Annotated in this window: 22 protein-coding genes and 1 pseudogene; 13 read left to right on the top strand and 10 right to left on the bottom strand. The window is 69.2% G+C overall.

The window, feature by feature from the left end; translation table 11 throughout:
- Nucleotides 1–556: 556 nt before the first annotated feature.
- The 6 genes from G4D83_RS21230 to G4D83_RS21205 are packed head-to-tail and all read left to right on the top strand — an operon-like array spanning nucleotide 557 to nucleotide 9,386.
- A complete protein-coding gene (locus G4D83_RS21230; protein ID WP_163866636.1) occupies nucleotides 557–2,122 on the top strand; it encodes a pyridoxal phosphate-dependent decarboxylase family protein in 1,566 nt (521 codons plus the stop codon).
- The gene (locus G4D83_RS21225; RefSeq protein ID WP_163866635.1) at nucleotides 2,119–3,903 is read left to right on the top strand and encodes an IucA/IucC family protein; all 1,785 of its coding nucleotides are present in this window, start codon (nucleotides 2,119–2,121) and stop codon (nucleotides 3,901–3,903) included. Before G4D83_RS21230 ends, G4D83_RS21225 begins: the two co-directional genes overlap by 4 nt.
- Nucleotides 3,900–4,487 (top strand): GNAT family N-acetyltransferase, encoded by a 588-nt coding sequence (locus G4D83_RS21220; RefSeq protein ID WP_240356467.1) that lies wholly within the window; start codon nucleotides 3,900–3,902, stop codon nucleotides 4,485–4,487. The genes G4D83_RS21225 and G4D83_RS21220 overlap by 4 nt, the downstream gene beginning before the upstream one ends.
- Nucleotides 4,484–5,920 (top strand): lysine N(6)-hydroxylase/L-ornithine N(5)-oxygenase family protein, encoded by a 1,437-nt coding sequence (locus tag G4D83_RS21215; protein WP_163866634.1) that lies wholly within the window; start codon nucleotides 4,484–4,486, stop codon nucleotides 5,918–5,920. The genes G4D83_RS21220 and G4D83_RS21215 overlap by 4 nt, the downstream gene beginning before the upstream one ends.
- Nucleotides 5,917–7,506: an MFS transporter gene (locus tag G4D83_RS21210; RefSeq protein WP_163866633.1), complete on the top strand. Its 1,590-nt coding sequence runs from the start codon at nucleotides 5,917–5,919 to the stop codon at nucleotides 7,504–7,506. Before G4D83_RS21215 ends, G4D83_RS21210 begins: the two co-directional genes overlap by 4 nt.
- A complete protein-coding gene (locus G4D83_RS21205) occupies nucleotides 7,503–9,386 on the top strand; it encodes an IucA/IucC family protein (protein ID WP_163866632.1) in 1,884 nt (627 codons plus the stop codon). The genes G4D83_RS21210 and G4D83_RS21205 overlap by 4 nt, the downstream gene beginning before the upstream one ends.
- A gap of 81 nt (nucleotides 9,387–9,467) precedes the next feature.
- On the opposite strand, the gene mxcH is transcribed toward G4D83_RS21205, so the two are convergent.
- The 6 genes from mxcH to G4D83_RS21175 form a co-directional block, all read right to left on the bottom strand.
- Nucleotides 9,468–11,951, bottom strand: coding sequence for a TonB-dependent siderophore myxochelin receptor MxcH (gene mxcH, locus G4D83_RS21200; protein ID WP_217911006.1), 2,484 nt, complete (start codon nucleotides 11,949–11,951; stop codon nucleotides 9,468–9,470).
- Nucleotides 11,952–12,064: 113 nt separating this feature from the next.
- Nucleotides 12,065–13,615, bottom strand: a complete 1,551-nt coding sequence (locus G4D83_RS21195) for a PepSY-associated TM helix domain-containing protein (protein WP_163866631.1) — start codon at nucleotides 13,613–13,615, stop codon at nucleotides 12,065–12,067.
- Nucleotides 13,612–13,887, bottom strand: a complete 276-nt coding sequence (locus G4D83_RS21190; RefSeq protein WP_240356466.1) for a hypothetical protein — start codon at nucleotides 13,885–13,887, stop codon at nucleotides 13,612–13,614. Before G4D83_RS21190 ends, G4D83_RS21195 begins: the two co-directional genes overlap by 4 nt.
- A complete protein-coding gene (locus tag G4D83_RS21185; protein WP_163866630.1) occupies nucleotides 13,884–14,213 on the bottom strand; it encodes a hypothetical protein in 330 nt (109 codons plus the stop codon). The genes G4D83_RS21190 and G4D83_RS21185 overlap by 4 nt, the downstream gene beginning before the upstream one ends.
- 61 nt (nucleotides 14,214–14,274) lie before the next feature.
- Nucleotides 14,275–15,513 carry an MxcI gene (locus tag G4D83_RS21180; protein WP_163866629.1) on the bottom strand — a complete coding sequence of 413 codons (1,239 nt, stop codon included), beginning with the start codon at nucleotides 15,511–15,513 and terminating at the stop codon, nucleotides 14,275–14,277.
- 162 nt (nucleotides 15,514–15,675) lie between these two features.
- On the bottom strand, nucleotides 15,676–15,807 hold the full coding sequence (locus tag G4D83_RS21175; RefSeq protein WP_163866628.1) for a cadherin-like domain-containing protein: 132 nt from the start codon (nucleotides 15,805–15,807) through the stop codon (nucleotides 15,676–15,678).
- 32 nt (nucleotides 15,808–15,839) lie between these two features.
- Between G4D83_RS21175 and G4D83_RS46880 the strand changes: the two are divergent.
- The 4 genes and pseudogenes from G4D83_RS46880 to G4D83_RS21155 all read left to right on the top strand — a co-directional run.
- Nucleotides 15,840–15,947: pseudogene (locus G4D83_RS46880) on the top strand (PEP-utilizing enzyme); the annotation flags it as partial.
- Nucleotides 15,948–15,969: 22 nt separating this feature from the next.
- Entirely contained in the window at nucleotides 15,970–16,548 is a 579-nt protein-coding gene (locus tag G4D83_RS21165; protein WP_163866627.1) for a TMEM175 family protein, read from the top strand.
- Nucleotides 16,549–16,897: 349 nt separating this feature from the next.
- Nucleotides 16,898–18,388 carry a glycoside hydrolase family 5 protein gene (locus G4D83_RS21160; RefSeq protein WP_163866626.1) on the top strand — a complete coding sequence of 497 codons (1,491 nt, stop codon included), beginning with the start codon at nucleotides 16,898–16,900 and terminating at the stop codon, nucleotides 18,386–18,388.
- 190 nt (nucleotides 18,389–18,578) lie between these two features.
- Complete coding sequence (locus tag G4D83_RS21155) at nucleotides 18,579–18,953, top strand: hypothetical protein (protein ID WP_163866593.1); 375 nt, start codon at nucleotides 18,579–18,581, stop codon at nucleotides 18,951–18,953.
- 50 nt (nucleotides 18,954–19,003) lie between these two features.
- On the opposite strand, the gene G4D83_RS21150 is transcribed toward G4D83_RS21155, so the two are convergent.
- Complete coding sequence (locus G4D83_RS21150; RefSeq protein WP_163866625.1) at nucleotides 19,004–20,704, bottom strand: discoidin domain-containing protein; 1,701 nt, start codon at nucleotides 20,702–20,704, stop codon at nucleotides 19,004–19,006.
- A 221-nt stretch (nucleotides 20,705–20,925) separates the two neighbouring features.
- Between G4D83_RS21150 and G4D83_RS21145 the strand changes: the two genes are divergently transcribed.
- Nucleotides 20,926–22,032 (top strand): helix-turn-helix transcriptional regulator, encoded by a 1,107-nt coding sequence (locus G4D83_RS21145; RefSeq protein WP_163866624.1) that lies wholly within the window; start codon nucleotides 20,926–20,928, stop codon nucleotides 22,030–22,032.
- A 49-nt stretch (nucleotides 22,033–22,081) separates the two neighbouring features.
- On the opposite strand, the gene G4D83_RS21140 is transcribed toward G4D83_RS21145, so the two are convergent.
- Both G4D83_RS21140 and G4D83_RS21135 read right to left on the bottom strand, forming a co-directional pair.
- Entirely contained in the window at nucleotides 22,082–22,642 is a 561-nt protein-coding gene (locus G4D83_RS21140) for a DapH/DapD/GlmU-related protein (protein ID WP_240356465.1), read from the bottom strand.
- Between the two features lie 78 nt (nucleotides 22,643–22,720).
- Complete coding sequence (locus G4D83_RS21135) at nucleotides 22,721–23,272, bottom strand: TetR/AcrR family transcriptional regulator (protein ID WP_163866622.1); 552 nt, start codon at nucleotides 23,270–23,272, stop codon at nucleotides 22,721–22,723.
- A 104-nt stretch (nucleotides 23,273–23,376) separates the two neighbouring features.
- Between G4D83_RS21135 and G4D83_RS21130 the strand changes: the two genes are divergently transcribed.
- Complete coding sequence (locus tag G4D83_RS21130) at nucleotides 23,377–24,291, top strand: NmrA family NAD(P)-binding protein (protein WP_163866621.1); 915 nt, start codon at nucleotides 23,377–23,379, stop codon at nucleotides 24,289–24,291.
- A gap of 36 nt (nucleotides 24,292–24,327) precedes the next feature.
- Here the strand turns inward: G4D83_RS21130 and G4D83_RS21125 are convergent, their stop codons facing one another.
- Nucleotides 24,328–24,561 (bottom strand): hypothetical protein, encoded by a 234-nt coding sequence (locus tag G4D83_RS21125; protein WP_163866620.1) that lies wholly within the window; start codon nucleotides 24,559–24,561, stop codon nucleotides 24,328–24,330.
- A 158-nt stretch (nucleotides 24,562–24,719) separates the two neighbouring features.
- On the opposite strand from G4D83_RS21125, the gene G4D83_RS21120 reads away from it, so the two are divergent.
- Complete coding sequence (locus tag G4D83_RS21120) at nucleotides 24,720–25,055, top strand: putative quinol monooxygenase (RefSeq protein WP_163866619.1); 336 nt, start codon at nucleotides 24,720–24,722, stop codon at nucleotides 25,053–25,055.
- The last annotated feature ends 47 nt before the right edge of the window (nucleotides 25,056–25,102 follow it).

Genomic DNA, 25,102 nt, shown 5'->3' with positions numbered 1-25,102 from the left:
GGCAGGAGGCCACCACTCACTCCATGGCGAAAGGCAGAAGCCTGAGCCATGCGACGTACACCAGCGCGCACGCGTGCCCTCGGGACGGCCTCCACCGCGTCGCCTCGGGCCGGCTGTTCTTCGACGCGAGCGAGCCGGAAATCATCGCGATGTCACATCAGGGTGGCAAAGACAGTACCGTTGTCACCACCAACGAGGACGAGCAGGAATGGGCTCACCTCGCGGTCCCGCCCCACCCCCTCATCACCTGGGAGGACCTCCCACCGGTGGTGCATCCAGGACTGGAGCGGGTGGAACCTGACACAGGGGAGCCATTCCGACCTGGTTAGGGCTTCAACGCCCACGGCCCCCCATTCACCGCGCCTGCAGCGTGTCTGTCCACGCCAGGGCCGCATTGTGTCTCGAAACCGCCCCACGCCGCGGCATGTCAGGCCTCGGCCGTAGTGTGCCTGTGAGCTGAAACTCAGTCCCCGCGTGTCCACCCACGCAATGGCAGACGTGTGCCCAGACGTTGAAATCGATTCGCATTATCCAAGTCAACATAGAAGGAGCAGACATGCAGGCAGAGACTGAAGAAGGACAGCGGGTGCCGAACCTGGCACCCCACTGGCCCCGCCGCCCGTCGTCGGTGCTGGCGGGCTCTCGGGAGGGGCTGGCCGCGGTGTCCGCGGCATTGACGGGCGCGGTGGGCAGCGCGCTGGCCGTCGCGCGGTGGCCCCATGGTCCCCTCAGGGCGGGGACTCCGGCGGACATCCTGGCCGCGGCCACGGCGGCGCTGGGCGTGAAGGGCATCCCCGAGGAGGGCATCGGCACCGAGGCCGCGCTGGCCCGGGTCGGCAGGGTGCTGGTGGAGTATGGGCTCCACCTGTCGCATCCGCATGCGGTGGCACACCTCCAGCCGCCCCCGCTGGCGGTCGCCGTCGCCGCGGACGCGCTGGCCAGCGCGAGCAACGCCTCGCTGGACACGTATGACTCGGGGCCGTCGGCCATCGCCATGGAGCGCTGGCTCATCCAGGGGCTGGTGGAGCTGGCCGGGCTTGGCCATCAGGCCGACGGGGTGCTGACCCCGGGCGGTTCGATGTCCAACCTGCTGGGCCTCCTGCTGGCGCGGGACGCGGCGGCGCTGCGCCGTGGCATCGACACCCGTCGTCAGGGCGTGGGCACGCTGCGGGGGCCCGTCGTGCTGTGCTCGGAGCTGGCGCACTTCTCGGTCCACCGCGCCTGCGCGGCGCTCGGCCTGGGGGAGGACGCCGTGCGGCCCGTTCCGACCGACTCGCGCCGACGCATGAGGCCCGAGGCGCTGGCTACCCTCCTTCGGGAGCTGGGTCCGGAGCACACGCCGCTGGCCATCGTCGCCACGGCGGGGACGACGGACTTCGGCAGCATCGACCCGCTGCCGCAAATCGCCGCCATCGCCGCCGAGCACGGCATCTGGATGCACGTCGACGCGGCGTACGGCTTCGGGGCGCTCTTCTCGGAGCGGCTCGCGGGCCGGTTGGCGGGCCTGGAGCTGGCGGACTCCATCACCCTGGACCTGCACAAGCTGGGCTGGCAGCCCGCGGCGACGAGCGTGCTGCTGGTCTCCAACGCCAGTGCCTTCACCGCCCTGGAGCGCGAGGTCGCCTACCTCAACCCGGTGGACGACGCGGACGCGGGCTATGAGGGGCTGCTGGGCCGCAGTCTGCAGACCACCCGCAGGCCGGACGCGGTGAAGGTCGCCGCCACGCTGCTGGCGCACGGGCGCCGGGGCCTCGGGGAGATGGTGGATGCCTGCCACGACCTGGCCCTGCACGCCGAGAAGCGCATCGCGGCCGAGCCCGAGCTGGAGCTGGTGTCCCCCGCCGAGCTGACCACCGTCGTGTTCCGCTACCTCTGCTCCGAGGCTCCCGAGCGCGAGGATGAAATCAACGGCGAGATGCGCCGCCGGATGATGGAGACCGGGGCCGCGTTGATAGGGCGCACCTCGGTCCGGCTGGACGGGCCCGACTCACCGGAGCGGGTGTGCCTCAAGTTCACCCTGCTCAACCCCACCACGACCCCCGAGGACATCGACGCCCTCGTGGATGCCGTGCTCTCGGCCGGCCGCGCCTGCTCGCCCCGCCTCCAGAAGGGGGCCGCATGAGCGCCGCCCTTCCCCTGGACGCGGCTTCCGGAACGGACCCGCTGAACGACGCGGACCCGCGCCGCGCGGCGGAGCATGCCCACCTGGAAGCGCTGCTGCGCTGCTGGCTCGTGGAGACCCACACCCCGGTCCACCCGGGGCCGCTGCGCGTCACGCTGCCGAGCACCGGGCTCAGCCTGCGCACCGAAGTCACGCACTGCTCGCCGAGCGGGTGGCACCGCTTCGGGCCGGTGCTCCTCGAGGGCCCGGGCGGAGCACTCTCCCCCGCCGACCCTGTCCTCGCCGTGGCGCTGGTGGCCCAGGAGGCCACGCGGCGAGGCGGCGCGCGCCGTGGCGGCATTCCCTCGGGCCAGACGGCCGACCTCGTCGAGCGCACGGCCGAGTCGGTGCGCCGCGCGGCGGACTTCGTGGCCCACCGCCGCGAGCACCCGCTCTCTCCTCCCCCCGTGGATGGCTTCCTCGCGGCGGAGCAGGCGCTGATTCTCGGACACCTGCACCACCCGGCCCCCAAGAGCCGGGACGGGCTCTCCGCCACGGACAACGCGGACTTCTCCCCGGAGCTGCGGGGCTCGTTCCGACTGCACTGGTTCGCCGCGGCCCCTTCGGTGGTGTCGCACGACGCCGTCGTCGGCTCGCCCTCGCTCTCCGGGAGGGACACCGTGGCCCTGCTCGCGGACCTCTCGGAGCTGCCCCGACAGGACGGCCGGGTGCTGGTGCCGGCGCATCCCTGGCAAGCGCGGGACTTGCCGCGGCGGCCCAGAATCGCCGCGCTCATCGAGGCGGGCCTGCTGACGCCCCTGGGCGAGAGCGGGCCGCGCTGGTGGGCCACCTCCAGCGTGCGCACCGTCTACCGGCCCGACGTCTCGGTGATGCTGAAGCTGTCGATGGGCCTGCGGCTGACCAACTCCCGCCGCGAGTCCACGCGCACGGAGCTGCGCCGCGGGTTGGAAATCCACCGGCTGCTGGATGCCGGCTACGCGCGGGAGACCTTCGCCGCCCATCCCCGCTTCTCCATCGTGAGAGACCCGGCGTGGCTGGCGGTGGACGAGCCCTCCCGGGCGGAGGGTCCGGACGTCACCGGCCTGGACGTGGCGGTGCGCGAGGTGCCCGCCGGCATCGCCGACCTGCGCTGCCTCGTGGGGCTGGTGGCGCCGCGCCCGGGCCTCGGGCGCAGCCTGCTGGGGACCATGGTGGCCGCGCTCGGCGCGGGCGCCGCCGAGCAGTGGGTCGCCGACTACACGGACCGAGTGCTGGTGCCCATGCTGCACCTGTACGCGGCCACCGGCATCGGCCTGGAGGCGCACCAGCAGAACACCCTCGTCCAGCTCGATGCGAAGGGCCGCGTCACCGGCTCCGCGTTCCGCGACAACCAGGGCTACTACCTCGCGGCGTCCCACCTGCCCCGGCTGCTCGGGCTGCTCGGCGTGGACACGTCGACGCTGGCGGTGGTCGACGACGACATCGTCGACGAGCGGCTCTCCTACTACCTGCTGCGCAACCAGGCCCTCGCGGTCATCGGGTGCCTGGGAGTCGATGGACTGGGAGACGAGCGTCGGCTGCTCGCGGTGATGGCCGGGCGCCTGCGGGAGGCGCTGCCGTCGCTGGCCTCGGCGGGGCCTCGCGGAGACCGGCTGGCCCGCCGGTGGCTGGAGGCCGACAGCCTGCCCTGCAAGAGCAACCTGCTCACGCGGCTGCACGGCATCGACGAGGTGCTCGCGCCGCTGGACGCGCAGTCCGTCTACCTCGACGCGCCCAATCCCCTGCGCGAGGCGACGCGATGATGACCGCATCACGACAAGACGCCGCGGACGCCCACGTGCCGGCACCTCCGGTAGCACGAGTCACCGAGCCCTGGTCGCTCCGGCCCGCCAGCGTCACCGAGGACCTGGAGCGGGTGACGCGGTGGATGCACGCCCCGCATGTGGCCGCGTTCTGGAAGCAGGCCTGGCCCGAGGAGCGCTGGCGGGCCGAGCTGGAGCGACAGCTCGCCGCGGACCACTCGCTGCCGTGCATGCTCCATTTCGAGGGCGCCCCGGTGGCGTACCTCGAGGTGTACCGGGTGGTGAGGGACAGGCTGGCGGGACACTACGCCCAGCGGCCTCACGACCTGGGTGTCCACGTCGCCATCGGCGAGCTCGGAAGCACCGGGCGCGGCCTGGGCCGGGCGCTGCTGCGCGAGGTGGCCACGGGGCTGCTCGCCGCGGACCCACGCTGCACCCGGGTGGTGGCCGAGCCCGATGCACGCAACGCCCCGTCGCTGCGCGCCTTCACCGCCGCCGGCTTCCAGGTCGTCGGCCCCATCACCCTGCCTGACAAGACGGCCACGCTGCTCGTCTACCCCCGCTCCGAGGAGGACCTCCCATGACTGCCGTGACTTCCGATGCGCTCCCCCTGCACTCCGAGCACGACGTGGTCGCGGTCGGCTGCGGGCCGTTCAACCTCGGGCTCGCCGCGCTCGCCTCCTCCGTGGAGGGACTGGACCTGGTCGTGCTCGAGTCCCGGCCGGAGCTGCGCTGGCACCCGGGACTGATGTTCGACGAGGCCCTGCTCCAGCTGAGCTTCCTCGCCGACCTGGTGACGCTCGTCGACCCCACCCACCCGCTGTCCTTCCTCGCGTACCTGCGCGAGATGGACCGGCTCTATCCGTTCTACATCCGCGAGCGCTTCCACCCGACGCGCCGAGAGTACGAGGACTACCTGCGCTGGGCCGCCTCGAAGCTTCCCTCGGTGCGCTTCTCGCACCAGGTGGAGACGATTGACTGGGACGCGGAGCGCCAGCGCTTCACCGTGAAGGTGCTGCGCGGGGACGGCCGCCGGTTGTCCATGACGGCGCGCGATGTCGTCCTCGGCATCGGCACCGAGCCGTCGGTGCCCGGGGCGCTCTCCGCGCTGCCCTCCGACAAGCTCATCCACACCGGCCACTACCTGCACCGGCAGCCGGACGTGGAGGCCGCGCGTCACGTGACGGTGGTCGGCTCCGGGCAGTCGGGGGCCGAGGTCGCCCTGCACCTGCTGCAGCGCAACCTCGCCGGCGGGGCCGCGATGAGCTGGCTGACGCGGACGGTGTCCTTCGCGCCGCTGGACTACACCAAGCTGACGCTGGAGATGACCACGCCGGCCTACGTCCGGTACTTCCACGCGCTGCCCCAGTCGACGAAGGACCGGCTCGTCGCCGAGCAATGGCGGCACTACAAGGGCGTCTCCTCGGAGACGCTGGAGCAGATTCACGACCTGCTGTATCGGCGGGAGCTGGAGCGGGGGCTGGCCGACGTGGAGCTGCGCAGCGGCGTCGCGGTGGAGCACGCCTCGGTGAACGGCTCGGGCGACGTGGTGCTGCGCTGCCGGCACCTGGACACGAAGGAGACGTTCGAGCACACGACGTCGCTGGTGGTCGCGGCCACCGGCTACAAGCAGCGTTCGCCAGGCTTCCTGCGGCCCATGGACGGGCTGCTGCGCTGGGATGCGCAGGGCCGCTACCAGGTGCGGCTGGACTACTCGGTGGAGCTGGCACCCGAGGTGCGCGGACGCATCTTCGTCACCCACGCAGACCTGCACAGCCACGGCGTCGCCGCGCCCGACCTGGGCGTGTCCGCGTACCGCAACGCCACCATCCTCAACGCCGTCGCGGGACGCGAGGTGTTCACCCTGCCCCGGCGCACGGCCTTCTCCCGCTTCGGGCTCCCCGAGGCCACCGCGCGTCCCCGGCCCCACCCGCCGGAGCCGCGCCGGGTCGATCTGCCGGTGGTGCCCGACGACGTGGCGCAGCCCCGTGCCACGCGCGTCTCGGAGGCCTCATGAGCGCGGAGGCCCCCGCTGTTCCCGGCGACGTGCCGGAGGTCGACACGCCGGCGCGCATCGCCGCGCGGCGCGCGGCCGGATGGACCTTCGCGCTGGTGAGCGCGGGCGGAGTGGTGATGACGCTGGACGTGACGGTGGTCAACGTCGCGCTGGCGGCCATCGCCAGGGACCTGGGGGCCGGGCTGCACCAGGTGCAGTGGACGGTCTCCGCCTACTCGCTCGCGTTCGGCGCCCTGCTGCTCACCGCGGGCGCGCTGTCCGACCGCATCGGCCGGCGGAGCGTCTTCGTCGCGGGCATCACGCTCTTCACCCTCGCCTCGGCGCTGTGCGGCCTCGCGCCCGACGCCGGCACGCTGGTCGCCGCCCGGGTCGCCCAGGGACTCGGCGGCTCGATGGTGTTCGCTCCCGCGCTCGCCCTCATCGCCGCCGTGTATGAGGGCGCCGACCGACGACGGGCCATCGCGACCTATGCGGCCATCGCCTCCGCCGCGGGCGCGCTCGGACCAGTGGTGGGCGGCGTGCTCGTCGAGCTGGTCGGCTGGCGGTGGATATTCCTCATCAACGTGCCCATCGGCGTGGCCGTCGTCGTGGGCGCACTGACCCGGATGCCCGCCCTCAGGCCGCAGGACACCCAGCGGAAGCTGGACCCGCTGGGGGCTCTTCTCGCCATCGGAATGCTGCTGTCACTTCATTACCCCCTCGTGATGGGGCCAGACGTCGGCTGGACTTCGCCCCGCGTACTCATCCCGGCGTGCGTGGGAGTCGTCCTCCTCGTGGCCCTCATCGCGAGCCAGCGCCGGCCCGGCGCCATGCTGGACCTGGAACTGCTGCGCATTCCCGCGCTCTCGGGAGCCGCGGTGCTCGGGTTCCTGGCGCGCATGTCCAGCCTGGGCGTGCTCGTCTTCACCACCCTGTGGCTGCAGCGCGCGGCCGGCGGCTCTCCCCTCCAGGTGGGGCTGCGGCTGCTCCCGCTGACGGGCAGCCTGCTCGTCGTCGGCATGTTCATGGCGCGACTGCAGGCGCGCTTCTCCGCCGCCCCGCTCGTCTCCAGCGGCTTCGCCCTCCAGGGCGCGGGGCTGGGACTGCTGGCCCTGGGCGCGGCCGTGCCCCAGGCGCAGTGGGCCCTGAGCTTCGCTGGATTGGTGCTGATGGGAGCGGGCGGCGCCGTCCTCTTCCCACCGCTGATGGGCGTGGCGGTCGGCGTGGTCCCCGCGGACCGCGCGGGGATGGCCTCGGGGCTGACCAATGCCTGCTATCCCCTGGGAACGGCCACGGGGGTGGCGCTCTTCGGTGCCGTGTTCTCCTCGCGGCTCGGCGCCACCCTCTCGGCCGGTCCGCTCCCGGCCGAGGCAGCCCTGCACACCCGCACCGCCGTGGAGACCGGGCAGTTCGACGCCGTCGAGCCCGCCCTCGTACCGCTCGCCCACGCGGCCTTCGCCAACGCCTACCTCGCGGTGTGTCTCGCCGCGGCGGGCGTGTGTCTGGGGGGCGCCGTGCTCGCCCTCCGCGTCCTTTCCCACCCGGCGTCCCGGGCTCTGCGCCCGGCCGTCCGTGAGCCGTCCCTTTCCTTGAAGGAGTCCCCGTGAAATCCCACAACGAAGCCCTGGACCTCAAAACCTCCGTGACGCGTCTTCCCACCGCCGCGAGCCCCGCTCCCGACGAGCGCGGCGACCACCCGGTGCCAGCCCTCGCCGAAGTGGGCCCCGCCGCCTGGCGCGAGGCCAACCGTCGGCTCCTGGCCAAGGCCCTGGGCGAGTTCTGTTTCGAGGAGATGCTCAAGCCCGTCCAGGCCGGCGAGGGACGCTACCGGGTCGACCTGGGGAGCGGGACCTCCTATGTGTTCTCCGCGCGGCCAGGCGCCTTCGGGTGGCTGAAGGTGGACCCCGCGTCCATCACCCGCAGCGCCACCAGCATGCTCGGCAACAGCATCGCCGAGGCGGCCTGGGACGCGTTGCAGTTCCTGACGGACTCAGCCTCCACCCTGGGCACGGACCCGTCCACGCTGGCCACGTACTTCAACGAGCTGTCCTCCACGCTGGCGGTGGATGCCGCGCGCATCACCCACGGGGGCCACACCGCCGCGGAGCTGCGCGCCGTGGGCCACACGGAGCTGGAGTGCCACATGACGGGGCACAACTGGCTGGTGGCGAACAAGGGCCGGGTGAACTTCACCGCGTCCGACGTGCGCCGCTACGCCCCGGAGTCTCGCCAGCCGGTGCGGCTCTTGTGGGTGGCCGTGCACCGCGGGCTGGCGGAGTTCCGCGGGACGTCTGAGCTGTCCGAGCACGCGGTGCTCGCCCGTGAGTTGGACGAGGCGACGCGCAGCCGCTTCACCCGCGTGCTCACCTCCGCGGGGCTCTCCCCGGAGGCCTTCGTGTGGATGCCCGTGCACCCGTGGCAGTGGGAGCAGGCCGTGCAGGTGCTGCACGCCGCGGACGTGGCGCAGCGGCGAATCGTGCCGCTGGGAGACAGCCCCGACCTGTACCTGCCGGGCCAGTCCATCCGGACCATGGCCAACATCACCACGCCCGGCCGTTACGACGTGAAGCTGCCACTGAGAATCGTCAACACGCTCATCTGGCGGGGGATTCCACCGCACTGCACCCTCGGAGCGCCCGTCGTCACCCAGTGGCTCAAGTGCCTCCTGGAAGGCGACGCCTTCCTCGCGGAGACGTGCCGCACGGTGTTCCTCGGAGAGGTCGCCTCGGTGACGGTGCGGCACCCGTACCTCTCCAAGGTGGCGGACGTGCCGTACCAGCACCTGGAGACCCTGGGTTGCATCTGGCGCGAGCCGGTGGCCGCGCGGCAGGCCCCGGAGGAGCGGGTGCGCACGTTCGCCTCGCTGCTGCACGTGGACGGCCAGGGCACGGCGTTCGTCGCGGAGCTGGTGCGCGCGTCGGGCCTTGGCGCGGAGGCGTGGCTGCAGCACCTGTTCGACACGCTGCTCATCCCGTTGATGCACGTGCTCTATCGCTACGGCATCACCTTCAACCCGCACGGGCAGAACACGCTGCTGGGCTTCGACCAGAACGATGTTCCCCACCGGCTGTACCTGAAGGACTTCGTCGACGATGTCTGCGTGTCCTTCACCGATGTCCCCGAGCGGGGCCCCGAGCCCGACGGGCATGACCACGTGCTGCCGCGCAAGCACCCGTCGGTCATCCGCCAGCACGTGGTGGACCAGGTCTTCGTGGGGCACTTCCGTTATCTCGCGCCGCTGTGCGAGGAACAGCTCGGCATGCCCGAGCAGGCGTTCTGGCGACAGGTCCGGAGGACCATCCTGGGCTTCCACCAGCGCTTCCCCGAGCTGCGCGAGCGCTTCGCCGAGTACGACCTGCTGGTCCCCGAGATTCCGCGCTACGCGCTCAACCGGGACCGCCTCGTCGTCACCCGCTACACCGACCGGGCCCTGCGCCACGCGCTGTATCCGAACGGGACGCTGCCCAACCCGCTCGCGCACGACTGACGCGTGCCACCCCTCTCCCCCGCGCCTTCCGTGGGCGGGGGAGAGGGTGCCTGTCGAACAGGTGGCGCGGGCCCTGCTTCGTCAGAAGTCCGCCGTCACCTTGAAGGACAGCGAGCGGCCGGGTCTCTGGACGCCAAAGAAGTCATAGGTCTTGGCGTTCGTGAGGTTCAGCACCTCCAGCGTCCCCCCCAGCGTCGGTGAGCCCTCCCTGACATAGGAGAGGCCCAGCGAATGGGTGAGCTGCGCGTCGATCTGCTGCTTGTACTCGCGCAGCCCCTGGCTCTCCCATCCTCGGAAGAAGCCGTGCACGTACCGCGAGGTGAAGCCGAGGGAGGCGAAGTCACCCGGCAGCAGGAGCGCGCGGCGCTGCACCCGGGCGGAGAAGTTCGCGAAGAGCCAGGGACGGTTCGGGATGCGGTCTCCGTCGAAGGCCGCGAAGGCCCCCTGCCCGCCCGCATTGCGGAAGTCCTGCCACGTCCCGTTGGCATCCACCGCCACCCAGTCACCGGGCGACGTCCATCCCGCGGAAGCCTCGACGCCCAGCGAGCGCGCCGCGTACACGTTCTGGTAGCTCAGGGTGGTGTCGTTCCCCAGCAACACGATGAGCTGGTCGGCGAGTCGCGCGAAGCCTCCGACGCTGCCCCGGAAGCTTCCTACTCCGGTGCGCCAGTCATCCAGGGTGAGCTCCAGATTCGCGTTGTGGCTCACCTCGGGCCGCAACCCCAGGTTCGAGAGCACCAGCACCCCATCGCCAAACAGCTCGTCCGGGCCGGGAAGGCGCGTGGCGTATTCATACGAGAGCTTGGCCAGCAGCCCATGCGGGAGGAACCACCGCAGGCTGTCGCCCACCCCCAGACGCTCGCTGGCCTGGTCGTGCTCGCGGAAGACGCTCCCCGGGAGCACCTCCTCCGAGGCCGAGCGCATGGCGTAGCCCTTCACGAAGGCCACGTTCTTGAGCACCCCGTCACCCAGGATGAGCTCGTGCTCCAGCCCACCCACCAGCGTGAGCAGGTCCCGCTGCGCGCTGAGGGGGTCGCGCTGGTCCGTGCCCTGCTTGAGCCGATCCTCTCCCTGGCGCGTCACGAAGGTGGGGGCCAGCGAGAGCCGCAGTTGCTGGGCCGGGGAGACCGCGTAGCCGGCATGCAGGCGCGCCAGGACGCTGTGCTGCCAGAGCACCTGGTCCGCCGGCGTGACGCCCAGCTCTCCCGGCTGGCGCCGCTCCACGCCCTTGTTGCCGTACCAGTCGTAGACGGACATCGCCATGTCCCGGAAGTCCGTGTCGCGCCGGCTGTAGCCCCCCACGCCGTCCAGCCGCAGCTTCCCCGCGAGCAGCCCGCCCTGGGACCACGTCGCCAGCGCTCCGTAGCTCGACTCGGCGGAGCGCGCCTCGCCGTACGGCACCGTCATCACCACGTTGTTCTGCAGCTCCTTCCGGGCGCGCGTGCCGAACACGCGCAGGGAGAGGCGCTCCGCGAAGGGCCGCTCGACGACGCCGACCTCCAGCCCGCCACCGGCCGCGGTGAACCCATCATGGAAGCGCGGCACGCGAGCCGCCTGGAGCCGTCCCCTCTCATCGGCGACCTCCACGTCCACTTTGTAGTCGTTGCGCGCCAGGTCCCCGAAGACATGGCCCTTCACGAAGAGGCCGCTGGTGCCCGCCGTGTACTGTCCCGACGCGGTACCGCGGTACGTGCCGAAGGACCCCGCCTGCAGCGAGACGGAGGCCCCGCTCGGCTCGTCGCCGTCCGAGGAGACCAGGTTGACCGCGCCGCCCAGCGCGTCCGCCCCGAAGCGCACGGGCACCACGCCCCGATAGACTTCCACGCGCTCGAGCAGGTTGACGGGCACATTCGCGAGCCCCAGCCCGAAGCCCGCCAGCTCCAGCGGAACCCCGTCCAGGAAGAAGCGAACCTGCTCGCCGGAGAAGCCATTGAGCGAGAACCGGCTGGCGGAGCCGAGCCCGCCGGTCCGCTGCACGCTGACGCCGCTGTTGCGGCTGAGCACCTCACCCAGGTCCGCGGACTGCTGACGGGCCTCCTCCAGCTCCACCACCCGGACCGCCTCCGCCGAGAGGGCGCGCTCCTCGCCCTTGCTCAACTGACGGCCCGTCACCTCGATGGTGGTCTCCAGATTGAGGCTCTCGTCGAGCACCGCGTCCAGCTCCGTGCGCTCACCCGCCGCCACCTGGATGCGATAGGCCTTCGCCTCACAGCCGGGGACATAGGCATGCAGCTCGTAGGAACCGGGGGCCAGCCCCTTCACCTCGAAGCGCCGCTGCGCATCGAGTCGCGGCGTTTGGGACTTTCCATCCGGCGCGAGCAGCAGGACCTCGGCCTGGCCCAGGTCCCCGCCCTCGCACGCGGACAGCCGCCCCGCGAGCACTCCCACCGTCGCGCGAGCCTCCGGGGCGGGCGCTGGCACCGCCGCGTCCTGCGCCACCGCGGGAGAGGCCACGGTCAGCGCCAGCAGTCCCACGGCTCGAAAGGCGCCCCCCAGGCGCGACAAGGAGCGGACCCAGGAGGTGGAGCCCTTGGCCCCGACCGGAAGTTCAACGAGGAAGCGCATGGTGCCTTGCATGAAACGCGAGAAGAGTCCGCGCGCCGCGAACGACGAGAGAGCGCTGGAGCAGACCGCCCGCGACCGCCACGAGGGACGTGTACGCAGGGGATGAAAGACAGTCACGACCCCTCATGCGCCGGAATCGACAGCGGCGCCTGGGCGGACCTGGGGTCGCGAGGGGCGATGCGCCCGATGGCCCAGGCCGACACCAGGAACATGGCGCCCAGGAGGGCCAGCCCCACGTCCGCGTAGAACATGTAGGGCGAGCCCGTGGGGTCGAACACCCGTCGGGCATTGCGCCAGGCGTCCAGCCAGGGCAGCAGGAGCAGGATGCCGCCGGAGACGGCCAGGAGTTGCTGGGCCCACGCCCTGGCGCGTGGGTACGCGAGCGCCCCCAGCACGCAGGCGCACCAGCTCCCGAAGAAGATGACGTGCTCCCAGTGGGGCCGGCGAGGCAAGGTGTCCGGAAGCAACTGGTTGGCGAGGAACGCGGCGGCGAGCGCGAACGCGGCGCCTCCACAGCCGCCCGCCGTGAAGCGCGCGAGGAGGATGTCCACCCGGCGCATCCCACGGGCTCGCCGCTCCAGCCACACGAGATTGCCCGTCACGACGCACAGCGCGCTGAAGATGCCCAAGAGCGCGTAGGCGAGCCTCAACCCCATTCCCGCGTAGAGCCCGGAGTGGAGCACATACGCCGCCTCGAGCAGCCGGGCCGTGGCACCGGGCCCTCCCGCCTGGCGCACGTGCAACAGCTCCCCCGTCCGGGACACGCGAACGGTGGTGAACTCGTGGAGCCCCTGGCGGGCATGGCCCCGGACATCGACATACCCCGAGGCATCCCCCAGGTTGCGCATGGAGAAGCGGTAGTGCCGGGCGTCCGGAAGCGCGGCGCGCGCCTGTGCCAGGACCGTGGCCACCCGGGGCGCCTCGGAGACCTGCCCGGAGGACTTGGGGCCTCGCGGATAGCCGATGCTCGCCAGTCCCGCATCCAGATTGCCGTCGAAGGCCGTGCGCACCATCACCGGCTGGAGGACCGCGGCGTTCAGACAGATGATGGCCGCCGTCCAGGCGATGACCGCCTGATAGGGCAGGCCCACGCTGCCGAGCACCTTGTGTAGATCCCCCCACGTGGTCCGCAGCGCCTCGCGCGGGCGGAAGCGCACGAGCTCCTTGCGGAAGCGGCCCACCTGGATGACGAGCCCCGTGCCCACCACCAGCAGCAGCACGATGGCCACCAGGCCGGCAATCAACATGCCGCCCGGAAGCGGATAGAGGAAGTGCGCCAGGAACAGGAAGTAGCTCAGGTCGCTGCGCTCCGGGGCCTGCTCGCCGGAGCGCGGGTCCACCCACACCGCGGTCTGCGCGCCGCCCCCACCCTTCCACTCGAGCCGAATCCAGGGCGAATGGGGCGCGGGCAGGTCCACATCCAGTTGGGGGGGCAGGTCCTTGCCCACACGCGCGTCCAGCCATTGCTGCAACGTGGCCAGCGCCTGGGCCTCGTCCGCGACCGCGGGCGCCCTCAAGCGCGGCTCCTGCCAGGGCATCAGCTCGTGACGGAACAGCGAGACGACGCCGAGCAGGAACATCCCCACCAGCAGGACCGAGGACGTCGCACCCGCCCACGCATGCGCCTCCCAGAGGACGCGGTACGTCCCGGACTTGAGCCTCATGTGAGCGCTCTCCAGAGGACGAGCAGCGCCGCCGCGCTCGTCACCCCGACGCCGGTCCACGCGCGGGCCGCCGACCGGGCCAGGAGGGCCGCGCACGGGGCGGCCGCCATCAACGGGATGACGACGATGCAGGCGACCAGGTAGCGCACGTCCGACGAGGCGGGAATCACCGCGGGCAGGGCGAGGCAGACGAGCAGCGCCGCCAACGGGGCGCCCAACGCGGCGGCCAGCACCCAGCTCACGCCCAGGTGGCGCCGCGCCCCGGCACTCACGACATGCGCTCCAGCACGCCCATCAGCAGGCCCACCGGGAGCAGCAGCGCCATGGCCCAGACAGGTCTGCGAACCAGCGGGGAGAGGACGGCCAGCAAGGTGCCCGACGCCATGATGTAGGCCATGGCCGAGCCCAGGGCGGCCCCCGGAGTGACGGCCCCCCACAGGGCCGCGGCGAGCCCCCCGAGGATGAGCGCCAGGCCCCCTCCCTTCAGACACCCGAGCGCGCGCGGGGAGTCCGGCCATCGCCCCGTGTGGCGACACCACCATGCGCCATAGAGGCACATCACCCCGAGCCAGAGCAGCGTGGGAGCCAGCATGTCCATACACGAGACCTCGTGCCCTTCGAGGCCGCGCGCGCGGGCGAGCACCCGCGCGGCGGAACCCTCAGCGGATTTGAGCGACGTCCAGCACGAAGCCCGGGAAGGACACGCTGGGCCTGGGGGCGCCGGATGACAGGTCCATCAGCGTGGAGGTGGAGTAGTCCGCCGCGCTCTGGCTGACGAGGAAGCTGGAGCCGGTCGTGAACGTGAAGCCGCTGTAGGCTCCGGGCTCCGCCTGGACGCGCGAGGGGTCGCGAAGCGTCGCGAAGGGCATCTGCCACCAGCTCCAGCCCTTGCTGTACCACTCGCTGTAGGTGGTGCCCGGCGCCGTCGGAGTGATGGTGGTGTCCGCGACCTGGAGCCAGGCGGTGCCCGACTCCGTCACCGCGATGATGGAGCCCACCTTGTTCGGTCCGAGCGCGGCGGCCGCGCTGCCGACGAAGTCCGTGTCGAAGGCCCGCCGCCCCGGGGAGATGCGCAGGAAGCAATCCTGCTGACCGGCTTCCGCGGTGCCCTTGACCGCGTAGCCCAGACCATTGATGACGCCGCTGAAGAAGTAGAGCGTGTCACCCTGTCGGGCCGTCTTCGAGAGGTCGCGGCAGCGCGCGTCCTCGGTCCAGCTCAGCGCATCCGTCGCCGTGTCGATGCGAACGAGCACCGTGCCGGGAAGGACCGAGTCGTACGTCGACGTGGACCAGCCCACCGAGAAGAACGCCTCGCCCTCGCGGCTGGCCCACTGGCTCAGCCCGGTGACGTAGCCCTGCTTGATGAACTCCCGCGGAAGCGACAGCGTCCGCTCGATGGCCATCTCCGTCGGGTTCCAGACGATGATCTGCCCCTGGGCGTCGTCCTTGTAATACGCCTTCGTGGCGCTCACGAAGTGCACGGCCTGGGCGCCCAGCCGGCTCACGCCGAGGTTCTGGAACGAGAGACTGGCGCCCGCCACCAGCGTGCCATCGCGCACCTCGTAGCGGGTGATGGTGGGAGACTCGCCGGAGCCGATGGCGAAGAAGCCCACGCCCCGCGCCGCGAACAGACGCGGACGGCCCGGCAACTCCAGCGAGCGCGCGTAGTCCAGCGTCCTGGCTTCGGACAGGGAGTCGACCAGGCTGAAGTAGTTCATCCGGCTGCCGTTCGTCTCCACGGCGGAATGCACCAGGTACAGCGAGCCCTCCTCATTCCCATCCGGGCCGGGGGGAGCAGGAGTCTTTTCATCTCCGCAGGAGACCAGGAGCAGGGCGGCGCACGCCACGAGCCCCCACGAGAAGCTGCCCTTACCAAGCCTCAGTGCTCCGCGGCGCATCGCTCTCTCCTCGAACGGGACCGGCTTCTCGGCGCTGTCCGTCAGCGCGGCGGCGTCCCGTCGATTTTCGGCCTGAAATTGACATTCAGTATCAAAATCAGCGTAGGACCGATGGAGTAGCCCGCCCTCCCGGCAGGTGTCAAGCCACGAGGGGCGGTGGGTTCATGGGTTGACCGTGACGGTCACCCTCGCGGTGCTCGTGCAGGCCCCATCACTGGCCGTGCACTCGAGCGTCGCCGTCCCGGTGAAGTCCGCCTCCGGGGTGAAGATGACGGTGCCGCCCACGAGCGGCACCGAGCCATGCCCTACGCGGCCCCGGTGGGACGCCCCTGTTCGTGGCCATCAAAGGCCTGGTGACGGAGGGAGGGGGCCTGATGACCCATGGCGCGGCGCTCGCACGGGAGGACGGCTTGCCGACCGTCGTGGGCGTGGTGAATGCCACACCGGGGGAGTTGCATGGACAAGAACCGGCTGGAAGCGTTCAGCGACGGCGTCATCGCCATCATCATCACCATCATGGTGCTGGAGCTCAAGGTGCCGCACGGCACCGAGCTCGCCGACCTGCGCCCATTGATTCCCGTCTTCCTCAGCTATGTGCTCAGCTTCATCTACGTCGGCATCTACTGGAACAACCACCACCATCTCCTGCACACCATCGACCATGTCACCGGCGGCGTGCTGTGGGCGAATCTGCACTTGTTGTTCTGGCTGTCACTCATCCCCTTCACCACCGGGTGGATGGGTGAAAACCATTTCTCGTCCGTGCCGCTGGCGCTCTACGGCTTCGTGCTGCTGATGTGCGCCTTCGCCTGGTGGATATTGCAGACCTGCATGGTGAGGACGCAGGGCAGGACGTCAGCACTGGCGCAGGCGGTCGGCCGCGACTTCAAGGGCAAGATTTCGCCGGTGTTCTACCTGGTCGGCATCGTCAGCGCCTTCTTCAATGAGTACTTCTCCGAGGCGGTCTATGTGCTGGCGGCGCTGATGTGGCTGGTGCCTGATCGGCGCTTCGAGAAAGCCACGCATGAAGGTTAGAGCATCCCACTGCGCCCCTGCTCGCCATTTACACACCCATGGGAACGCGCTCGTCGGGTTGAGCCCGCTGGAGAACAATCGTTGTCATTGACGGGAAACGAGCAGTTGCCGCTGAAGATGTGGTCGCTAAATCAGCGTCCAACTGCAGGGGGCCCGAATGCGACGACCACCGGTTTCGCGGAAGTGTCTTTACGTTCTGCTGGGTAGCATCTTCACCCTGGGCGCCGCATGTGGCCCGCCTTCGAGCGACGAAGCGGACCTGACCAGGAGCGAGCCGCTCCCGGAAGCAACCGCGTCAAGCACAGCCGGACTGCTGCTTCTGCCACCGCTGGACACTTCCTATCAGACGGTGCTGTATGACGATGCCGTCACGCCGGGTTGGAATACCGGCTACAGCTGGGGCAACGTCACCCTCGCTTCGACGACGAGCACGAAGGCCTACGGCACCTCGTCGATGCAGGTCACCTCCGGCGCGGATAGCGCCCTGGCGTTGGGCGCTGAGGGCCAATCGTTCTCGACCAATACGTACAAGGCCGTGAGCTTCGCCATCCGTCCGGGCAACGCGAACCTCGCGGCCATCAAGAGCCTGAGGCTCATCGTGAGCCAGGAGGGCGAAGATGGAAACGCGGGCGTCGCCATTGGCAACTCCGCCAACCCGACCTTCGACTCCCTGGGTGTGGGTGACTGGACTCGAGTCACCATCCCGATGAGCGCGCTCAAGGGCTCGCTGACGACCTTCAACAAGCTCACGCTCCAGAGCGCCTCCGCGGTGGCCTACGGGGTCGATGGAATCGCGCTGGAGAAGCCCCCGGGGAAGACCTATCCCACGGGCGTGGCCTATCGCGGAATCAACCGCGCGGGGATGGAGTACGGCAACGACTGGGACGGTTGGACAGGACAGACGTATTACGAGATGCCGTCATCGACCCAGATCTCCGCGGAGCTCGCCTACTACAAGGGCAGGGGCTTCAACCTGATTCGTCTGCCCATCTCCTGGGAGCGCATCCAGCACACACTCAATGGCCCGCTGGATACGGACTATTCGAACGGCATGATGAACTACATCAACCTGGCGACAGCCCAGGGCTTCACCCTGGTACTCGACCTGCACAACTACAACCGCTATGCGACGGGCGCGTTCAATGCCGCGGGAAACCAGACCACGAACTACGTCCAACGCGTCATCGGAGACGGGACGTTGACCGTGGCCCATCTCGCCGACGTCTGGACGAAGCTCGCGAATCTGGTGAAGACGAACCCCCAGGTCATCCTGAACCTCATGAACGAGCCGCATGACCTCCCGATGACTTCGGCCACCTGGTTCTCCGGCATCCAGACGGTGATGAACGCCGTGCGGGCGACGGGGTCGACCCAGTTGATTCTCGTCCCCAACACGCGCGGGTCGGACGTGGGGCACTGGCACACCTGGGCTCCGGGCGGAGGTCCGCTCGACTCAGTCGCGGCCCTGTCCATCACGGACAGCGCCAACAACCATGCCTTCGACATGCATTCGTATTACCCGGAAGGCTACGGCAGCAACGATGAGTCGTCCTACGGCGCGCAGCTCACGGCCGTCACCCACTGGGCGAGGACCCACGGCAAGAAGCTGTTCTTGTCCGAGATGGGTATCGGAATCCACCAGTCCTACGCGCAACCCCAGATAACGAACGCGCTCACGTTCATGAACAACAACAGCGACGTGTGGATCGGCTGGTCTCCGTGGGACCTGACCACCTGGCAGCTCACCACCAACAATCATACGGCGGACTACACGACCAACGGGCTCACGCCGATGAACTGGTACGCCGCCTTCCTGACCGCGAACTTCCTCGCGTTGTGAGTGAGCGACGGGGAGACGGCGGCGAGCCGAATCCCGAGGAAAATCGCGGGTCAAGGAGGGCCTGACCCGGGGTCGGGTCGTCTCGCCGGGAGGGCCGCGGTCGATTTCATGCAACGGTGTCGCCCGGCCTGTCTCCTCCCGTCAGGAGGGGGGTGCTCATGCGCCCCCCATGACTCCTCGGGAGGACGACATGAAGGCGACGGCGGCGTACCTGGTGCTTCTCTCCATGCTGGTGGTGGGCTGTGGTGGCTCGAGCGACGACGATGGGGGCGATGGGGGCGGGGACACCCAGTCGTTCCCGGAGACCCTTGAGTGTGGCAACACCCGTTGCAAGCGCGCCACGCAATACTGCGCGACCGTCGTCACCGCGGACACGACCCATCTGTGTCTGAACAAGAAGGAGAGCTGCAAGGGCTGCGAGTGCGTGGACCTGGAGACGGACCTCACCCTCCAGACCGGGCGCCAGGACTGCACCCCGACCGCCCGGCTGGATGTGTATTTCTCCTGCGCCTATTACGATGACGTGGACTACATCAAGACCTCCTGCACCGTCCGCGCTCGATAAGCGCACCAGGTGTCCCCGCCCGAGGAGCCGCGGGGACACCCCACCGCGGCTCAGTTCTCGTAGACCTCTACCTCGTTGATGCGCACGTACCCTGGCTGCGCAACGGACCCGAGGTGGCCAAGAATCCTCAGCTTCGAGGTGGTGATGGCCGTGGAGGTATGGGTGGTCCGCGCCAACGTGTTGTTGCGGACGACGTGGAGGGTCTCCCAGGCGCCCCCGCTCCAGATCTGGATGCTGAACTCCTGAGGGGCGCCATTGTCGCTCATATAGAGCTCGATGCGCCGGAAGGTGCGCGGGCCACCAAAGTCCAGCTCCACCCACTGCGGGAGCCCGACGCCCCAGGCATTCGTCCAGCTCGTGTCGCCGCCAATCACAGTACTGGGATTCCCGTCGTTGACCCGGGACGGGGCATAGCAGCCGCTCGGGCAATATGACGAAGACGCCGAGGTGCTCGCGGCGAGCGCCAGATTCTCATGGGTGTTGTAGAGCTCTATCTCGTTCACGCGGACATACCCTGGCTGCTTGGCGGAACCCAACCGCCCCAGCAGCCGCACGCGGCTGGTGACGACAGGCGCGAAGGAGTGGATTCTCTGCACCTGCGTATTGCCCGTGACGTTGGCCACCGTCACCCAGGCGGAGCCATTCCAGGCTTCGAGCAGATAGGACTGCGGGACACCGTCACTGCTGCCGACAACGACGGCCTGGTTGATGACGTGAGGCCTGCCGAGCTCCACCTGAACCCACTGGGGGAGCGGCGCGCCATTGGCATTGGTCCAGCTATGGAAGCCGTTGAGCGTGCTGTCCAGCGAGCCGTCGTTGATCCGATTGGGTGAATAGCAATGCTCGCCAGCGCTGGTGCAATAGGTGGATGACGCCGAGCTGTTCCCCATCAGCGCCAGGTTCCCACTCCCGGGCCCATAGAGCGCCCGGACGCCAATCCGGTCGCGCTGCGTGAGGTGCAGATCGACCGCATTGGTGCCCACGCACGGCGGATAGTGCATCACCGAGTCCGAGTCATAGGGCGTGAGCGTCCGCCAGTTGCTGTCCTCGTAGCAGAGGCCACTGTCAGGGCGCGTGTACTCATGCCGCAAGCCCAACGTGTGTCCCAGTTCATGGCGCAGGATACCCGCCAACGTATAGGGCGGGATGCTCCCGAAGGCGCTGACGTCGATGAGGATGTTGCGGCTCGCGCGGACATCGTCAGGGAAGAAGGCGCGCGCCAGATAGCTCTGGCCCACGACAGGGTTGACATCAAAGACCACATTGGGATTGCTCGCGTTGCAGACCCCATCCTCGTCCGGGACATGGATGAAGTTGACGTCGGCCGCGCTCTCCCAGGCATTCGCCGCGCGCGCCATGGCCTCCACGGCCCTGGCATGAAAAGAACCGAAGCTGCTGCTCACGCAGTACCGGAGGTCGAGCTTCTGGGTGCTGCTCCAGGTCGCATCCACCCCCCCCACGTTGTGGACGATGAGGGCGCCGGGTTTCGAGAGGCCGTCGTAGTACTCCCGCAGCTCCTCGAGGTCCGACATCGGCATGTCGCCATCGACGATGTAGATGCCCGTGTCCGGCTCGCGATACGTGCTCCGCTCGAACGCCTCGAAGCCGAGCCGGTGGGCGCCGACAGGCCCTTCGTCCAAGGCCTCTGGAGCCACTCCGGCGCCGCATCCCGCCGACGCCAGGAGGGTCATGAGCCGCAAGGCCTTCGAGCCCCAGACACTTCGCTTCGACTCCATCCTCTTCATTCGCATGAGTTCCACTCGACCCCTTGGACAGGCATGATGCGCTCCTCTGGACGAGCGCCTGGTGATTCCCAGACCGGAAATGACTCCCACGGCGACCCAGAAATCGATGGCATGCTGCTCCGAGGCCCTTGGGGCCAGGAAGAAGCTCGCGGACCGTACGCGAGCCTGTTGGGGGCGGGCATCACCCATAGGGGTGAGGCCCTTGATGCCAGACGTGGAGGAAGGACATGCGCATGAAGAACCCGCCGGATTCCATGCAGGGGGAGCAGGTGCTCTTGGAAGTGATGACAGCGCTGACCAGCTCGCTCGACTTGAAGGAAGTCTTCTCGGAGTCCTACGGAATTCTGTCACGTGTGCTGGCCGCGGACTTCGGAGGGCTTTGCGTGTCCAGGCCAGGGACGCCCGGTCAATACGACTGGCCAATGGTCCGCGACATGCCCCAGGCCTTCTTTGACCGCTACCCGGAGATTTCAGACGAGTGCTTCGTGAGCTTCGCGGTGATGCAGCGGCCCAACACCGTGCTGCGAGACACCGAGATGCTGTCGCGTCAGGAGATGTGGAACAGCGCCATGTATTCGCTCTGCCTGGAGATGGACATGCGCGTGGAGCGCGTGATGTCCGTGCTGCTGGACATGGGCCTTGGCTGGCACAGCGGCTTCACCCTGTACCGGGAGAACCGGAAGGCCTTCTCGGAGCAGGAGCAGGCCTTTCTCCAGCGCCTGACACCCATCCTGGCGAGGACGGTTCGCAACTGCCTCATGCTGGGAGACCTGGTCCGTCAGGGAGACCTCTTGGAGCAGCTCTTCCGTCACACAGGGCTCGAGAGCATCGTGCTGAGCCCTCCCACCACCGAGCTGATGCGCACCCCTCGCTCCACGGCGCTGCTCCATCGCTGGTTCCCCGATGCGCCCTGTGGCCGTTTCGGCCTGCCCCTGGTGCTCCTGGATGCGCTGGAGTGGCTCAGTCGCTCCGGACAGCGGATGCTCGCCGGCCAGGACGTCCTGACGTTCCGGCGGCCGGGGCGAAGCTTGAAGGTGACCTTCCTCCGGTTGCCAGCCCATCCCGGGAGAACGCCCTGGGCGCTGTTGTTCCAGGAGGTGTTTCATGGGGCTCAGGTTCCCGCCGAGTGGCGCAAGCGGCTCACCCCCCGCGAGCTGGACGTGGTGGAGCGCGTCTTGAATGGTTGGGACAACCAGACCATTGCTGAAGACATGGGCAGCTCGTTGAACACATTGAAGACGCACCTGAAGCGGGTCTTCGTCAAGCTGGCCGTGCCCAGCCGGTCCAAGCTGATCCTCCTCGCTCAAGAACGGAGCGCCGAGGTCGCGGGATGAGCCGCGGGCCGCCCTCGTGGGCCACCCCATGCGAGGTCGGAGACTCGAATCACCACCGCCGGCGAATGGTCGCCTTGGCGCCGGTCACCAGGCTCGCGGCGGGCACGTCGTCGACGACGACCGCCCCGGCCGCCACCACCGCGTCGCGCCCGATGCGGACTCCGGGCATGATGGTCGCGCCCGCGCCTATCCACACGTTCTCCGCCACGTCGATGGGCGCGCCCGTGAGGTACAGCCGCCGCTCGCCCGGGTCGACCGGATGGCTGACGGTGATGAACGTGGCCTTGGGGCCAATCATCACCCCTTCGCCCAACCGGATGCCGGCGTAGTCGAGGAACGTGCAGCCCTGATTGATGAACACCCGCTCGGCCAGGTCCAGATGGAGGCCGTGGTCCGTGTAGAAGGGCGGATAAATCGTGGCCCGCCTCGGGAGCGGTCTGCCCAGGATCTGCTCGAACAGCGCCGCCTTGCCGACCTCGTCCTCGAAAGGCAGGAGGTTGAGGCGCGACGTCAGCCCGGTGACTTGCAGCACCCGCCTGCTCATCGCCGCGAACTCGGAGCTGAAGACCCGCTCCCCGCTCGCGACGGACTCCGGGCTGTGGATGCGCATGAGACGCTCAAGAGGCATTCGACGAGCCTCGCTCCCGCTCCGCGCTCACGTCCAGCGGTGTCTCCCCACGCTCCTCGTTCACAGCTGGATGCCGGTGAGTGCGAGGCGCAGCACCCGGCGCGCGGTGAGCGGGTCGTCTTCGTTGGCGACGGCAATCGCATTCGCCAGCCGCATCAGGTCCTCCGTGGTGGCGCCGGCCTGAATCGCGCCCGCCGATGAGGCCTTCTCCACCAGGACGCTCAACACGTCGCGCACCATGTCCGTGCAGCAGATGTCCTCGGCGGAGAGCCCCTCCGGCCCCGTCAGCAGCGCGGCGGCGAGCCCGCGATGGGTGGAGGTATGGACCGTCAAATCCTCGAGCCAGGTTGCCAGCTCGGCGGCGGGCTTCTCGCCTGGCTGGCGGATTCCCCTCGCGCAGAGCTGTTCGACACCCTCCCGGAAGACCACCTCCAACAGCGCCTGCCGCGACGGGAAGTGCCGGTGCAGCGTCGCGGAGCCCACCCCCGCCTTCCGGGCAATCTCCTCCAGCGACGCCTGCGCGCCATCCCGCGCGACCAGCTCCGTGGCGGCCGCGACAATCCTCTCCCGGTTGCGTCGCCCATCCGCGCGCAATGGCTTCACGTACTCCACGGCACTCCTCTCCTCGGGCACCCTTCCTTGACAAACGGGGGGGCCCTCCGTATTTGACCATGAATCTAAACGGTGGGGTCCCCCACTTACAACAGGAATAGCCCATGAGCAGCCAGAAGACCGTCCTCGTCACCGCCGCCACGGGGCGCCAGGGGGGCGCCACGGCTCGCGCCTTGCTGGCCGAAGGCCACACCCCGCTGCGCGTGCTGGTGCGCGATGCGGAGGCGCCGAACGCCCGGGCCCTCGCGGCGGCGGGCGCGGAGGTCGTCATCGGGGACCTCGACAATCCCGCGTCGTTGCGCGCCGCCTGTGCAGGGGCGCGGGCGGTCTTCTCGATGCAGTCCCCCATCGTCTCGGGGTCGGGGATCGACTTCAGCAAGGAGGTCCAGCAGGGGAGGAACCTCGTCGAGGCCGCGCTCGCCGAGGGTGTCGAGACGTTCGTGCACACCGCGACGTCCGGCGTCGGAAATCACCGCGACACCGAAGGCTGGGCGGAGGGACGCTGGAAGTCCCACGAGGTGTACTGGGAGAACAAGCTCGCCACCTGTGAGCTCGTGCGCGGCGCGGGCTTCCGGCACTGGACCCTCCTCCTGCCCTCCACCTTCATGGACCACGCCATGTTGGACCCCGCCGGCTTCGTCGACCAACGCCTCCTCGTCACGGTCATCAAGGAGGATCGGCCCATCCCGTTGATTGCCCCGGAGGACATCGGCAAGGCCGCCGCGGCGGCCATCCAGCAGCCCTCGAGGTTCCACGGCGTGACGCTGCAGCTCGCGGGGGACCTGCTCACGCTTCCACGAATCGCGGAGATTCTCTCCCGCGTCGACGGCAAGGAGTACACCGTCCAGTCGGGCACCGTCGAGGAGGCCATCGCGGCCGGGCTGCATCCCGGCGTGGCACACGGCGTGACGTACATGAACGTCGCGCCAGTGCTGGCACGGCCCGAGCTCGCGCGTGCCTACGGCCTGGCGCCCATGAGCTTCGAGACCTGGGTGAGGCAGCGTCGCGGGTTGAGCTGACAGACGGGACCTGCTCGGGCCCAGGTCGCCGCGTCATCAGCAGGTCTTCGCGAGGACCGGGCCGAGCATCTTCAGCAGCTCCTCGGGCGCCTCGGCGGCCCAGGCGGGTGGAATCTCCACGTATTCGTCGCGCAACACCTTCACAACGTGTCCTGGAACACCACGCAGATGACCGTCCTCCAGGGCGTCCAGGAGCACCTGCTCCACCTTCTGCTTCTCGTGCGGCTCCGGACCCACGGTGAGGCCGTGCTTTGGGAGCGTTGGACGCACCTCTTCCGGAGCCTCGCAGCCACGAATGAGTACGCAGTCGACATGGGACATGCGGGGAGGATAGCCCGGCTGCGTCACCGGAACCCGAGCGACTTCGAGTTCGCTGAATGGTACGAGGAAGACCGCCCCTCGAAGCACGGCCCGCGGAGGAGAATCGCATGAGTCTCATGGTGCTATGTGAGTTCAAGATACCGACCTACAGAGAGGCGACGTTCCTGCGGGTGGCGCGGTCATTGGCCTCCGCCGCGGCGACCGAGCCGGGAACGTTGCGCTACCAGTGGTTCGTCACGCAGAAGCCGGGTCACTACTCCATCATCGAGGAGTACGTCGACGCTGACGCGGCCGAAACGCATAACAACCATGTGGAGCCACTGCTCCGCGAACTCTTCGCGGTGGCGGAACTGGTATCGGTGTCATTCTACGGAGAGCTCAACCCGTACTTGCGCGCGTGGATCTCTGGCCGCGAGGGAGTCGCGGTCAACATGCCCTTGTGACGTCGCCCGTGATGAACTTCGACATGAGCCATCTGAGAATGAAGAGG

Origin of the sequence: Myxococcus eversor (genome assembly GCF_010894455.1) — a bacterium.
GTDB classification, from domain to species: Bacteria; Myxococcota; Myxococcia; order Myxococcales; family Myxococcaceae; genus Myxococcus; species Myxococcus eversor.
The sequence above is the reverse complement of the archived record's forward strand: the minus strand, read 5'-3'. Positions and strand labels throughout refer to the sequence as shown.

Coding starts and splice junctions, on each gene's coding strand:
- G4D83_RS21180 (WP_163866629.1), bottom strand. CDS start 15,513: ATGCGCCGCGGAGCACTGAGGCTTGGTAAGGGCAGCTTCTCGTGGGGG.
- G4D83_RS21210 (WP_163866633.1), top strand. CDS start 5,917: ATGAGCGCGGAGGCCCCCGCTGTTCCCGGCGACGTGCCGGAGGTCGAC.
- G4D83_RS21120 (WP_163866619.1), top strand. CDS start 24,720: ATGAGTCTCATGGTGCTATGTGAGTTCAAGATACCGACCTACAGAGAG.
- G4D83_RS21150 (WP_163866625.1), bottom strand. CDS start 20,704: ATGCGAATGAAGAGGATGGAGTCGAAGCGAAGTGTCTGGGGCTCGAAG.
- G4D83_RS21130 (WP_163866621.1), top strand. CDS start 23,377: ATGAGCAGCCAGAAGACCGTCCTCGTCACCGCCGCCACGGGGCGCCAG.
- G4D83_RS21230 (WP_163866636.1), top strand. CDS start 557: ATGCAGGCAGAGACTGAAGAAGGACAGCGGGTGCCGAACCTGGCACCC.
- G4D83_RS21165 (WP_163866627.1), top strand. CDS start 15,970: ATGGACAAGAACCGGCTGGAAGCGTTCAGCGACGGCGTCATCGCCATC.
- G4D83_RS21155 (WP_163866593.1), top strand. CDS start 18,579: ATGAAGGCGACGGCGGCGTACCTGGTGCTTCTCTCCATGCTGGTGGTG.
- mxcH (WP_217911006.1), bottom strand. CDS start 11,951: ATGCGCTTCCTCGTTGAACTTCCGGTCGGGGCCAAGGGCTCCACCTCC.
- G4D83_RS21225 (WP_163866635.1), top strand. CDS start 2,119: ATGAGCGCCGCCCTTCCCCTGGACGCGGCTTCCGGAACGGACCCGCTG.
- G4D83_RS21145 (WP_163866624.1), top strand. CDS start 20,926: ATGCGCATGAAGAACCCGCCGGATTCCATGCAGGGGGAGCAGGTGCTC.
- G4D83_RS21220 (WP_240356467.1), top strand. CDS start 3,900: ATGATGACCGCATCACGACAAGACGCCGCGGACGCCCACGTGCCGGCA.
- G4D83_RS21195 (WP_163866631.1), bottom strand. CDS start 13,615: ATGAGGCTCAAGTCCGGGACGTACCGCGTCCTCTGGGAGGCGCATGCG.
- G4D83_RS21185 (WP_163866630.1), bottom strand. CDS start 14,213: ATGGACATGCTGGCTCCCACGCTGCTCTGGCTCGGGGTGATGTGCCTC.
- G4D83_RS21140 (WP_240356465.1), bottom strand. CDS start 22,642: ATGCGCATCCACAGCCCGGAGTCCGTCGCGAGCGGGGAGCGGGTCTTC.
- G4D83_RS21215 (WP_163866634.1), top strand. CDS start 4,484: ATGACTGCCGTGACTTCCGATGCGCTCCCCCTGCACTCCGAGCACGAC.